This is a genomic window from Paenibacillus polymyxa (assembly GCF_018614975.1).
GTDB lineage: Bacteria > Bacillota > Bacilli > Paenibacillales > Paenibacillaceae > Paenibacillus > Paenibacillus polymyxa_E.
In genome coordinates, this window is sequence record NZ_JAGGNR010000012.1 from 189,813 (window position 1) to 202,609 (window position 12,797).

Annotated in this window: 9 protein-coding genes; 6 read left to right on the top strand and 3 right to left on the bottom strand. The window is 46.2% G+C overall.

Going from position 1 to position 12,797, the window contains the following annotated elements; genetic code table 11:
* Positions 1–54 precede the first annotated feature (54 nt).
* Positions 55–2,706 carry a cation-translocating P-type ATPase gene (locus J7E78_RS11790; RefSeq protein ID WP_215076374.1) on the bottom strand — a complete coding sequence of 884 codons (2,652 nt, stop codon included), beginning with the start codon at positions 2,704–2,706 and terminating at the stop codon, positions 55–57.
* A gap of 314 nt (positions 2,707–3,020) precedes the next feature.
* Here J7E78_RS11790 and hcp point away from each other — a divergent pair, with 314 nt between their 5' ends.
* A complete protein-coding gene (gene hcp / locus J7E78_RS11795; protein WP_215076375.1) occupies positions 3,021–4,313 on the top strand; it encodes a hydroxylamine reductase in 1,293 nt (430 codons plus the stop codon).
* A 53-nt stretch (positions 4,314–4,366) separates the two neighbouring features.
* On the opposite strand, the gene J7E78_RS11800 is transcribed toward hcp, so the two are convergent.
* Both J7E78_RS11800 and J7E78_RS11805 read right to left on the bottom strand, forming a co-directional pair.
* The gene (locus tag J7E78_RS11800; protein ID WP_215076376.1) at positions 4,367–5,083 is read right to left on the bottom strand and encodes a response regulator transcription factor; all 717 of its coding nucleotides are present in this window, start codon (positions 5,081–5,083) and stop codon (positions 4,367–4,369) included.
* A gap of 8 nt (positions 5,084–5,091) precedes the next feature.
* Positions 5,092–7,275 carry a sensor histidine kinase gene (locus J7E78_RS11805; protein ID WP_215076377.1) on the bottom strand — a complete coding sequence of 728 codons (2,184 nt, stop codon included), beginning with the start codon at positions 7,273–7,275 and terminating at the stop codon, positions 5,092–5,094.
* A gap of 181 nt (positions 7,276–7,456) precedes the next feature.
* Between J7E78_RS11805 and J7E78_RS11810 the strand changes: the two genes are divergently transcribed.
* The 5 genes from J7E78_RS11810 (at position 7,457) to J7E78_RS11830 (ending at position 12,663) form a co-directional block, all read left to right on the top strand.
* Positions 7,457–8,020: a hypothetical protein gene (locus J7E78_RS11810; RefSeq protein WP_215076378.1), complete on the top strand. Its 564-nt coding sequence runs from the start codon at positions 7,457–7,459 to the stop codon at positions 8,018–8,020.
* Entirely contained in the window at positions 8,017–8,520 is a 504-nt protein-coding gene (locus J7E78_RS11815; protein ID WP_215076379.1) for a GNAT family N-acetyltransferase, read from the top strand. The genes J7E78_RS11810 and J7E78_RS11815 overlap by 4 nt, the downstream gene beginning before the upstream one ends.
* A gap of 366 nt (positions 8,521–8,886) precedes the next feature.
* Positions 8,887–9,429 (top strand): CueP family metal-binding protein, encoded by a 543-nt coding sequence (locus tag J7E78_RS11820; protein ID WP_215076380.1) that lies wholly within the window; start codon positions 8,887–8,889, stop codon positions 9,427–9,429.
* A gap of 184 nt (positions 9,430–9,613) precedes the next feature.
* A complete protein-coding gene (locus J7E78_RS11825) occupies positions 9,614–10,615 on the top strand; it encodes an ABC transporter substrate-binding protein (RefSeq protein WP_215076381.1) in 1,002 nt (333 codons plus the stop codon).
* The gene (locus J7E78_RS11830; RefSeq protein WP_215076382.1) at positions 10,612–12,663 is read left to right on the top strand and encodes an iron ABC transporter permease; all 2,052 of its coding nucleotides are present in this window, start codon (positions 10,612–10,614) and stop codon (positions 12,661–12,663) included. Before J7E78_RS11825 ends, J7E78_RS11830 begins: the two co-directional genes overlap by 4 nt.
* The last annotated feature ends 134 nt before the right edge of the window (positions 12,664–12,797 follow it).

Below are 12,797 nucleotides of genomic sequence, written 5' to 3' on the forward strand. Positions count from 1 at the left end.
CAAACAGGCGCTCCGATAACGGGCGCCTGTTTGTGCATGTTATATCTGCAGATCTTATGCCGCAGTAACTTGTTTGCCGCGATTGCGAATCCACTTGATGACATCCATCAGAATGACGGCGACAAGAGCAAGTCCGCCTGCTATCAAGAACTCATTCCAGCCGAATGTATCCGGGATAGCGAAGACGCCGCGAACACCTGGAATTAGTGTGATTGCATAGAGACAGAGACATACCAGAATGGAACCAAGCACGAATTTATTGGTCATGAAGCCCACCTGGAAGATGGTTTGTGTATTGGAACGTGCTGCAAATGTTTGCAGACTGCGTGCGAGAATCAAGGTTGTGAAGGCCATAGCCACACTGATTTCCTCCGAGATACCAAGTCCGATATATTGGGACACAATAACAGCCGCACCAATCAGGACACCACGCGTAATCACAGCCTGCAGGGTTCCGCCTGCGAAGATGCCTTCGTTAATATCACGCGGTTTACGTCGCATGACATCTGGCTCAGGTTTCTCAGTACCCAAAGCAATGGCAGGCAGGGAGTCGTTCACCAGGTTGATGAACAGCAGCTGAAGGGCCGTAAATGGATTAACCCAGCCGACGATCAAGGCAAACAAAATGGCGATAATGGCGCCAAGATTACCGGCGAACAGGTATGCAATGGCTTTTTTGATATTATCAAATACCATCCGCCCAACACTGACCGCATTCACGATGGAGACAAAATTATCGTCCGTCAGAATCATGGCAGCCGCATCCTTGGCGACATCTGTTCCGCTACCCATCGCTACACCAATGTCGGCTTGTTTCAGCGCTGGTGCGTCATTAACCCCATCTCCAGTCATGGCTGCCACTTTGCCTTTACGCTGCCATGCACGCACAATCCGGATTTTGTTCTCAGGTGATACTCTTGCGTAAACCGAGATATGTTCGAGTTGTTGATCCAGCTCTTCATCGGACATTTTGTCCAGTTCAGCACCTGTAATGGCGAGATCATCTGGTTCGGCAAGGCCGATATCCACACCGATGGCCTGAGCTGTCGTTTTGTGATCTCCGGTGATCATGATGGTGCGAATGCCCGCTTTTTTGGACTCTTCAATAGAGCCGTATACCGCTTCACGCGGTGGGTCAATCATCGCTGTCAGACCAACAAGTGTCAGATCATGCTCGTCATCAATGGTGACCTGGTTTTTATCATCGAATTTTTTGTACGCGTAGGCCAGCACACGGAAGGCACGTTTGGAGAATGCCTCATTTTTTTCTTCAAACTGTGTGCGAATCTCGGGTGTGAGGGGCTGAACCTCACCATTGATAAATACATGACTACAGCGACTGAACAGCACATCCGGTCCACCTTTGGTCAGCAAAGCCGTCTGTCCCTCGAATGTATGCACCGTACTCATGAGCTTTCGATCCGAGTCAAAAGGAAGCTCGGCTTCACGCGGGAACTGGTCACGGATTTCATTGTAATCCTTGTTCACCCGGTTGCTGAAGGCAATGAGGGCCACTTCGGTTGGATCACCCAATTCCTTGCCTTCCTGGTTAATATTCGAATCATTGCAGAGCACTGCAATATGTAACAAACGTCGTTCCTCTTCCGACCACTGATCGGGATCATCGGGGAATTCGTCCTTGGTGCCATGGGGAATGTAATAATCGACGACAGTCATCTTATTCTGAGTTAGTGTTCCTGTTTTATCCGTACAGATGATACTGGCAGAGCCGAGCGCCTCAACGGCAGGCAGTCTGCGAATGATCGCATGTTGTTTGGCCATCTTATTTGTTCCGAGTGACAATACGATAGTCACAATGGATGAAAGTGCTTCAGGAATGGCAGCAACCGCAACAGCTACGGCAAACATCAGTGCATTTACGATGGATGGTCCTATATTCTCCGTACCTTCGGTCAACCATACCCGACCGGCTTCAATGCCAAAGATGAGAATCGACAACCCCAGGATGAAAAAGCCCAGTTTTTTGCTGAATGATTCCAACTTGCGCTGTAATGGCGTGTTCTTGGCTTCGGCATTTTCAATCAATTCGGCAATTTTGCCGATTTCGGTTTTGAGAGCCGTTCCTGTAATGACTAGCATGCCCCGTCCATATACGACCAGTGAGCCACTGAAGGCCATATTGCGACGATCTCCGATTGGAGCTTCATCCGGGATGGTATCGGCGTGTTTCTCCGCAGCTTCGGACTCTCCGGTCAGCATGCCTTCGTTGATTTTCAAACTTCCTGATTCCAGAATACGTCCGTCTGCCGGGACATAATCACCTGCATCCAGCATAACAATATCACCGGGAACGAGTTCCCTCGCTGGAATGGTCTTTTTCTGCCCGTCACGAATGACCTTGGCTTCGGGTGCAGACATTTGTTTCAGCGCGTCGAGCGAACTCTCGGCTTTTTTGGTCTGCACTACGCTGATTACCGCATTGAGCAAAATAACCAGGAATATGATCAACGATTCAATCAGGTGTCCAAGTACAACCTGTACCGCGGCTGCAATCATCAGCACGATGACCATCGGGTCTTTGAAATTTTCGAGGAACAATTTCCAGACTGGTGTTGCATCTTTACCTTTTAACTCGTTATATCCTTCGGTTTCAATTCTCTTGGCAGCTTCGGAGGTCGTGAGTCCCTTGGAGGAACTCTGCACATCCTGAAGGGTTTCCTCCGTACTGTGTCTGTAATGTTGCAATTGACCAGCTCCTTGAATATTAGATTTCTCTGTGTATTACCCTTACGGGCAAAATCTAGAATCGTTTCATTTTCGTATTTTTTTAAGATTATGGATTTATACGTTTTTTAGCTGTACACAGTATTTTTCATAATGATCCGAGATATGCCTTTTTTCAAATGTTATTATTTCCAGTCAGTTTGGATGATAGTCTGAAGAACCATATATTGATGTTGGATCAGAAACTGTGTGCACCATCACACTAGCTCATATCAGGGTCTGTTACGCTATTACATAACGAACTGCGTTTAATCTAAGTTTGGAGGGGAAACCATATGTTTTGTTATCAGTGCGAACAGACGCCGAGTGGCGGGTGTACCGTGGTTGGGGTATGCGGCAAAAACGAAACAATCGCAAGTTTGCAGGATACGATGATTTTTGCGTTAAAAGGCATCGCTGCTTATGCGACACATGCACGCCAGTTGGGATATTCTGATCCTGAGGTGGATCGGATTACACATGAGGCATTATATATGACATTAACGAACTCGAATTTTAATGTGCAGGAACATCTGGAGATGGCGATGAAGGTAGGTAATGCAGCAATTCGTATTATGGATGTGCTGGATCGTGCGCACACGAACCGCTTTGGTGTACCGCAACCGATTACGGTTAGCCAGAACCAGATTGAAGGACAGTGCATCGTGGTGACGGGACATAATCTGTATGCATTGGAGGAGTTGCTTCGTCAAACTGAAGGGAAAGGAATCAACATCTATACCCACTCGGAAATGTTGCCTGCGCACGGTTATCCGGCGTTGAAGAAATACGCACATCTTAAGGGCAATATCGGCAAAGCGTGGTACGATCAAAGAAGACTTTTCGAACAATTCCCGGGTGCCATTCTCGCAACCACCAACTGTGTCATGCCGATCAAAGGTACGTATGCAGACCGATTTTTCTCATACGAAGTGGCGGGTCTGGAGGGTGTTGCCAAGATTATGGATGATGACTTCTCACCGCTGATTGAACGTGCATTGTCACTACCTGCGGCTAATATACAGTCGGAGCAAGTCTTAACGACAGGATACCATCATGAGACCGTGATTGGACTTGCGCCTGAGATTATTCAAGCGGTGAAAGACGGTCATATTCGTCGATTCTTCGTTATTGCAGGATGTGATGCACCAGGCAAAGGGGGCAACTACTATCGTGAACTCGCGACTTCCTTACCGAATGATACTGTAATTCTGACGACATCCTGTGGTAAGTTCCGCTTCAACGATGTGGATTATGGTACGGTTGGAGACACGGGTATACCGCGTTATATCGATCTGGGTCAATGCAACAATTCCGGTTCTACGGTGAAAATTGCAATGGCTTTAGCGGATGCTTTTGGCTGTACCGTGAACGAGTTACCTGTCAGCATTGTCCTGTCCTGGTTTGAGCAAAAAGCAGTTGCAATCCTGCTCGGCCTGTTCAGCCTCGGCATTCAGGACATTCGGATTGGACCGAAACCACCTGAGTTTATATCGGAAGGGGTATTGGATGTACTCGTGGATATGTTTGGTCTGAAGTTAATTACAACGGCAGAAGAAGATATGAACGCAATGTTGGCATTGTCATAGGATGGATTAGAAGGGGCTTTTGAGACAGCCCCTTTTTATAAGAGACGAATTTATCAATCCAGCCGTGTCTGAAATTTATAGCCCATCCCCCGTACAGTTGTTATGTAACGATGGGAGCTGGAAGGATTCTCGATTTTGCGTCTGAGGTTATGAATATGGACCATAACGGTTCGAACGTCACTCCAGTTATCCAGCCCCCATATGCGTTCAAACAAGTATTCTGTGCTGTACACATGCCCCGGACGACTTGCCATGAGGAAAAGAAGCTGAAGTTCTTTGGCAGGCAGGCTGATGAGCTTGCCGTCTACCTTGACTTCAAAGTGACCAAAGTGCAAATCTAGCCAGCCGTCACGATATACATTGTCTTTGGCAATTGCCGAGGTGTTGGTCTTCGTGACCGAACGCCTTAGTTGCGCTTTTACTCTGGCGACCATAATATCCGGATCGAATGGCTTGGTGATATAATCATCCCCTAGTTCCAGCCCCTGAATGATATCTTCCGTTTCCTGCCGGCTGCTAAGAAAGATGATGGGCAGTTCTGTGTTTCGTTTGACGCTCTGAACCCACGTTGTTCCGTTTCCATCCGGCAGCATGATATCGCATAGAATCAGATCGGGAACTCGTTCTTCAAGCAGAACAGTCGCATGCTGGAGAGTTTGGGCGGTATAAGACTCATAACCCTGGTTTTGCAAATAGATCATGACCAGCTCCGCGATATCTGTGTCATCTTCGACAATAAGTATACGCTGATTCTTCTTTATGTAAGCCATGTTCAAAGTCACCCTCCTTTCCATGCGGGCAGTTGAATAGAAAATTCACTGCCGGAGCCCGGCTCACTGGTTACACCAATATGCCCGTTATGATAGTACATAATCTCTTTGCAAATGGCGAGCCCCAATCCAGAACCTTTATGATCTCGATCCGGTTGTTGTTGTTGTTGTTGTTGTTGTTGAGCCTGTCCAAATCGTTCAAAGATCTGTTCATGCCATTCAGGTGGAATGCCAATACCCGTATCCTTAACGTACATCCATGCTGTGAACCCGGTTTCGGTTTGAGGTGTTTCTTCAAGAGATAGACGCAATTGTATTGTTCCTGAAGGAGGGGTAAACCTCAGCGCATTAGAGATGAGATTAGACAGGACTTGTTCAATCCGTATTGGATCCAACTGTGCCCTCCACAACTGCGATTCGGGTTCTTCAGGAAGTTCGAGGCGGTAATGAATCCCCTGTTCCTCCACTTCCCATTCGTATTTCTGAAACAGCTCCTGCACGTATGATAGCAGATGTACGTCCTGCATATGAAACTGGATCTGGTTGGTCTCCAACTTCGTTAGTTCAATCAGATCGTGAATCATGCGTTCCAAAAGCAGAGAGCGTGTATAGATTCGGTTAATATACTTTGGTGCCTCTGTAGTGATAATACCATCCCTCAGTGCTTTGGCGAACCCTTTGATGGATGTGATGGGTGTGCTCAATTCATGAGATATATTGGACAGCAGTCGAACACGAAATAATTCGAATTCAGCCATTTTTTGATTGGCCTGCTGAAGCTCTCCATTACTTTGTCGCAATGAACGTGTTCGTTCCTCTACGGTTCGTTCCAACTGCTGGTTTGTTCGCTGAAGCTGGGAAGACAAATGTTCCGTTCGCTGTAATGCTCTTGAGAAGCGGGAAGTCAGATTATACGCTTGTGTTAATAAAAAGATGAGCAATCCAACAGAGAGCATATCCTCTGTGGGCAAGTGAACCGTATAAAATAACATATCATTTAAGGCAAAAGCCATGAAAAATAAAAAACCGATCATGCTTATTACGGAACCTTTTTTTCGTCTGAAGACTGACTTGACATACATACATAGCGTATAAACCAACGACGGAAACAGCACCCCCCAAGCAAAAGGTGTTAAATAGTATGTGTACACGCGGGCAGGTGTCAGGAGAAACAACAAAATGAAGCAAGGTAGGATGAATCCTGCTATTTTGGATATCCAAGGTATGGATTCCTTAGGGTGTTCTCTATTAATGAACAGAATTAATAGTAAAGCGGTCGTGGCAACAGATATGTATTCGGCTTTTACTGCCCATTCCCATGGCATGTCAGGAATCAGGTAGAGGGCAGTCGATTCGCCAAGAACCACCGTGCGTACGCCAACAGACAGGCAGAGCATACTGTATAACAGGGCCGATATCTCTTTTCTTCGGTTGAGATACACAAGACCATAATATAATGCCATAACTAGAAAAATTCCAACGATACATGACTGTGCTGATACACGTAATAGACGGATCCAGGAGATACTTTCTGCTGTTCCAAGCTCCATGCTCTGCCAGATACCCGCATTCCTTTGAGAGAAGTTGGAGACTTGAATGATGATTTCATTCCATTTTGATTCAGTTTCAAAATAGATAACGTTGGGAAAGCTCTTTGCTTTCTCATTGGAAAGGCTGGTCCCGACGATACCATGACCCCCCTTAAATTGACCGTTAATCCAGATCCGGTAGGCCGAGGCGATACTTTTGGGATAGATGGCAAGTGTGGATCCTTTTAACGTCTCATCAGGAAGTACAAGGCGGAGTCTATAGGTCGCATACCCGCTGTTGGGGAGGACTTTATCATTTGCCATGCGATACGTTGTCCAAGCTTCCGGCACTTGTTCGAAAGTCGGTGCAGGCTCAGATTTGGAAGAAGAGTGAAAATCAATGGGTTCCAGCAGTTGCTGCCAGTAAAATTCCCAATCTCCATCCAGAGGCATGACAGAAGTGGTCGAACCAGACCAACGGGACAGATCAAGAACTCCATTCCTGGAAGTATGGAGGGGAGTGGACTCAGCTGCAGCTGAGGTATTGGTTGAATTGGTCGCATGGATGACGAGGAGCACTATAGTGATTACAAGAACGAACAGGATGGTGAATAGCAATGGTTGCTTTCCAATGTGGCCACGAACGGAATTCATAAACTTCATCTAGGGTGACCTCCGGCTAGGGCTAGGATAAGATAACTATATTATAGAGTGATCCTTCATTTGCAGAAAGAAGAAATTTGACGAATTATCCCGGACTTAAACAAAACTTAAACTAACCTAAGTACAATAGACCACATCATCTTTAGGGAGAAAGTCCCGGCAACAGAAAGGAAGCATGTTCATGAGTCGTTACTTCTCCATCTGTTCGACCTATATGTACCAGCATCGTTATATGGATTTTTTGCTGGCTCATTACAAGAAACTGAATATGCCATATAACTTTCCGGTCACACTCAGCTATATATCCAGTCCACTCTTGATGGGAGGTGGAGCGATTTTGTGTTTTGATGATCAGGATGAAATCGCAGGAGCACTGGGTTATATCCATGGCACAGGGGAGCATGATTACGAGGATCGTCATGTCATTCAGCTCCAAATAGCCTTCATAAAGGAAGAGTATCGTGGAAGCAGACTTATGGTAGAAGCTTTGCAGTTCCTCCTCCAACATATTGACGAACAAGAAGAGATAGAATCGGTTCAGGAAATGCGCTTTTGGGCTGTTAAAGATCGGATTAACCAAAGACTGTTCTCCAAATTTGCAAAGCGAATCGGAAGCACAGAAAGTGAATATGGAGGATCTATAGACGCTTATGCAATATACCTTTCTGAACTTCGGGCATACCTTTCCTATTTTCATCGAGTGTCAAGGGTGAAGGGATCTCGTGATAAGGAGGTCACACCATGATGCTGCAAGCCAAATCACACGAAGTATTGCAGGATGCAGACTATGCCCGGTTTGCTCGTTTTTATCTGGCAAACAGTGAGGAGTTTGATGAACAATACATGTTGCATGACGCATTGTCGCATCTTATCAGTACCTTGCTGCACTCTCGGCTATTGTTGCTTGATGATGAGCAGGGGCGATTGGGTGGTTTCGGGCAGTATCGTTATACCGAAGATCGAAAGACGGCTTTTATTGATTCGGTCATGCTGGCGAAGCCACATCGCAGCAGCAGAGTATTTTTCGCCGGCTTCCGTGATCTGGTGCTACAGATCTGTCAGGAAAATGACGAGATTCAAACGTTACAATTTCACGCCGTGGCTAATAACCGTTACGTTAACAGGTTATACAGCAAGTTTTCCAGACACACGGATACACAGGAGCTTAACGGAAGAACAGAACATGTGTATACGGCAGAGCTGGATTCATTGTTGGTTTATCTGAAAATTAAAACAGCCGTTTAACACGTTGAGCTCATTAAAATTGATTTGAAAGGAGGTGAGTTAACATGGTACCTATGCGCCCTAGCATAAAAGAAGATACACGCGGTAAAATTTTTCGCATCGAAAATGTTCTGAAATTGAATGAGCAATTGCGAGTGAACACAACCGCTGCTGCTGTGAAGTAGTCTCATCCTCCCCAAACGATGAAAGAAGCACACAGATCACACAATATGTGAGCTGCTTGCTTCTTTTTTGGTTGGCGTGTCCATTATAGTCATCCGAATCAGAACATATATGTGAATATCTGGTGAAATGCATATCGTTTAAGTCCAGAATCGTATGTAATGAATTATACTTAAGGAAAACGGACGAGGAGATGGCCTCCAGATGAAGAAACAAATGTGGATCATTGCAAGTGTTGCAGTTGTAATTGTGATCGGAACCTACCTGTTTGCAAGCAATACGGGCAAGGAAGAGGCGGGTACAGCCAATGCGCCGAACATCCGAAAACTGGTAGAAAATATCAGCACAGGAAAAGAGACACCGGAATCTGCCTCTATTAATGCCAAACAGTTAATTGTCACCGATCAGGATAAAAAGACCACTACATATGATTTGCCTGAAAATGAATTTTTCCTTTCGATTGCACCCTATGTGGACCAGACCCATCCCTGTGCAATTCATAGCTTGACTGGTTGTCAGGGGGAAATGAGCAATAAGGAATTCAGCGTTACCATTCACGATTCTCAAGGCAACACTTTTATGAAAGATGAAGTGATGAAGTCTGGTGCAAACGGATTTATGGATTTTTGGGTGCCTAGAGACAGAACCTATCTGATTCGTATTGTTCGAGATGGAAAGGTTGCAGAAACGCAATTGTCTACTTATGAAAATGATAACACATGCATCACTACGATGCAGTTGAGTTAAAGCAAACAGGCAAGCAATAGGAGGGAAGGATGGCAGTTTAGCTATCCCTTTCCTTTTTTTATTGCATAAAAGAGTTGGAATAAGGTACTTTGCATTGACAAAAATCAATTCCTACGGCATAATCCAATAATGATAATGATAATTGTTATCATATAAATACATATTAACAGGGGAGAAAAGAAATATGAAAAAAGGGTTGAATGGACTGTTGATTATGCTGGCCTTTGTGCTGGTTTTGGCGGGTTGTGGTAAAACCACGACTACAACAGATACAAGTCAAGGTAGTGGCTCGGGTAGTGCTCCGGCTGAAGAGACAGCAGGTCCTGTTACCGTGAAGCATAAACGTGGAGAGCTTAAGCTGGACAAGCCAGCAGAACGTGTCGTTACACTTGAATGGACATATACGGAAGATGTCGTTGCCTTGGGTGTTCAACCAGTAGGTAATGCAGATAACGCTAACTATAAAGTGTGGGTAACATCCGAAGCAGCACTGGATGACAGTGTAACGGATATCGGAACACGCAGTGAACCGAATCTGGAAGCTATTGCTGCATTGAAGCCAGATCTCATCATTGCTAATGCAGATAATAACACAGCGGTCTACGATCAGCTGAATGCAATTGCACCAACGATTGAATATGATCCGTATGATGGCGATGGCTATAATTATGACAAGATGACAGAGATTTTTAATAACATTGCAACAGCTCTGGGTAAAGAAGACAAAGCAAAACAAGTTCTTAGTGATCTCGATCAGCACTATGTAGAAGCCAAAGAAAAACTGGCTGCTGCGGGGAAAGAAAACTTCAACTTTGCACTGACACAAGCGTTCACATATCAAAATGCAGTCAGCCTGCGTATGTTTACCGATAACTCGGTTGTGATTGGTACATTGGACAAAATCGGACTGGTTAACGACTGGCAGCCGGACAAAGTTGAGAACTATGGCTTCTCTACAGTAGGTATTGAATCCTTAACCGATGTGAAGGACAGTAACTTCATTTATATTACACAGCCAGACGATGACGTCTTTGGCACAGCAATGAAAGATAACTCGGTTTGGAACGGACTGAACTTTGTGAAGGAAAAACGCACATATCAACTCGATAGCACAACATGGACATTTGGTGGACCGATCTCCTCCAAAGTATTGGTTGATGGGGTAGTCGAGGCGATTACCAAATGAGTTCGGTTCAAGGATCTAAGCCAGCAATGAATTGGCGCACAATAAGCATATATGGGGGCGGTCTAACCGCTCTCATCGTGCTTTTTTTTGTAAGTCTATGTTATGGAGAAGCTTCCATTCCTTTGCATGTCGTTTGGGACGCTCTTACAGGCAGACAGGATTCATTAGAGCACAATATGGTCTGGGACTTGCGTATGCCGCGTACAGTGATCGGTATTCTTGCGGGTGGTGCACTGGCTGTTGCGGGTGCTTTGCTGCAAACGATTACTCGTAATCCATTGGCTGCTTCAGATACGCTGGGTATTAATGCAGGAGCATACTTTGTGGTGGTGCTGGGAGCTATCGCTTTTCCAAGCGTGTTAAGTCAGTCACCTTTTCTTTTCGCAGCACTAGGTGGTTTACTGGCAGCATTTGCGGCTTATTTCATGGGCGGCGGACGAACATCAAGCCCGGTTCGACTTGCGTTGTCCGGTATGATTGTATCGATGGTGCTTGGTTCATTTACGAGTGCATTACATATTTTTTTCTCCATGGAGACACAAGGGTTGTTCCTTTGGGGCTCTGGAACACTTGTCCAGAATGACTGGAGTGGTGTGTTTTATGCTTTGCCTTGGGTGGTTGGTATTACCCTTCTCGCGTTAGTCCTGTCTAGACAGTGGGATATGCTGGAGTTGGATGAATCAACGGCTTCTTCCCTGGGACAAAAGGTTGCATTGGCTCGTGCAGGAGGGTTAATTCTTGCTGTATTGCTGGCCGCCGTGATTGTTAGTGTAATTGGGCCGATTGGCTTCGTGGGACTGGTTGCACCTCATCTGGTTCGATTGAGTGGTGTACGTTCTAATCGATTACTGTTACCCGGTGTGTTCATATGGGGCGCAGCGCTCCTGGTTGGAGCAGATGTCCTCGCCAAGATGGTGCATAACTCAAGCATGGAGCTGCCGACAGGTGCCGTTATGGCGATCATTGGTGCACCGTGGCTCATCTGGCTTGTTCTTACACGCATGAAGGCTGCGAACGGATCAGGCATGTCTACTTCAATGAGCACAGGAGGAGCTGCGCGTCGCTTTGCATTTGGCCCGATGGCTGTATTATTCTCAGTTATAACGGTCGTGCTTATCTTGCTCAGTACGATGTTTGGCGGTATGCGAATTCCCTTGGCCGATTGGTTACCGAGTCTGTTCCAATCGGATGGACCATTCTCCGCGTTAATTCAGCTTCGGATTCCGCGTACACTTGTTGCCGCAGGTGCAGGAGCTGCACTGGCAATCAGTGGTGTGCTCATTCAGATGGCGGTACGTAACCCACTGGCAGATGCTTCAATTGTTGGTGTGTCCTCTGGTGCAGGGCTTGGAGCGATGATGGTCATCATCTTATGGCCGGGTCTTCCGATATACTTGCTGCCGATCGCGGCAATTGTTGGTGCCGCCATTGCCGCAGTGGTTGTGTTCTCCCTCTCTTGGAAGAAAGGACTGAATCCATCTGCGGTTGTGTTGCTAGGGATCGCGATGTCTGCCATTGCTGGAGCCGGTATACAGATACTGATTGTCCGTGGTGCGGTATACGGTAGCAGCGGATATATCTGGCTGACAGGAAGCACCTATGCTCGTACCTGGGAACAGGTGAGGGTTATCGGATTATTTTTAGTTATTCTGGTACCGGTAGCTTGGTGGCTGGCACGCAGGTTCGAACTGCTGGTATTCGATGACAATAGTGCATCCGGGCTTGGTCTCGGAGTACGTCGTACACGCTTATTAGCTATGACAGTTGGTGTATTACTTGCAGCAGGTGCGGTTGCTTGTGTAGGGACCGTTGGTTTTATCGGCCTGATTGCACCACATATGGTACGCTTACTGACGGGGAATAAGTTAAGACGATCCATGTTCCTCTCCGCATTAGCGGGTGCAGTCATGCTGGTGCTCGCCGATACAATCGGCAGAACCGTCATGGCACCGACAGAGATTCCATCAGGCATACTCATTGCAATCATTGGAACACCGTATTTCCTGTATCTGATGTATCGTTCCAACTGGCGCAAGTCGATGAAGTAAATGGTTGGTATTTAAAGACACAGTGCAGGATTTGGAGTGAAAAAAGCCCGCTCATGCATCATTCATGCAGCGGGCTTTTCGGCGTTTATTTTACTATAGTAACGGTGCCATGGTCGCCTTCTTCCCCGTATCTA

What these genes read in the sequence shown, in the direction of transcription:
- J7E78_RS11820 (WP_215076380.1), top strand. Translation starts at nt 8,887, where the DNA reads ATGAAGAAACAAATGTGGATCATTGCAAGTGTTGCAGTTGTAATTGTG.
- J7E78_RS11815 (WP_215076379.1), top strand. Translation starts at nt 8,017, where the DNA reads ATGATGCTGCAAGCCAAATCACACGAAGTATTGCAGGATGCAGACTAT.
- J7E78_RS11805 (WP_215076377.1), bottom strand. Translation starts at nt 7,275, where the DNA reads ATGAAGTTTATGAATTCCGTTCGTGGCCACATTGGAAAGCAACCATTG.
- J7E78_RS11830 (WP_215076382.1), top strand. Translation starts at nt 10,612, where the DNA reads ATGAGTTCGGTTCAAGGATCTAAGCCAGCAATGAATTGGCGCACAATA.
- J7E78_RS11810 (WP_215076378.1), top strand. Translation starts at nt 7,457, where the DNA reads ATGAGTCGTTACTTCTCCATCTGTTCGACCTATATGTACCAGCATCGT.
- J7E78_RS11800 (WP_215076376.1), bottom strand. Translation starts at nt 5,083, where the DNA reads ATGGCTTACATAAAGAAGAATCAGCGTATACTTATTGTCGAAGATGAC.
- hcp (WP_215076375.1), top strand. Translation starts at nt 3,021, where the DNA reads ATGTTTTGTTATCAGTGCGAACAGACGCCGAGTGGCGGGTGTACCGTG.
- J7E78_RS11825 (WP_215076381.1), top strand. Translation starts at nt 9,614, where the DNA reads ATGAAAAAAGGGTTGAATGGACTGTTGATTATGCTGGCCTTTGTGCTG.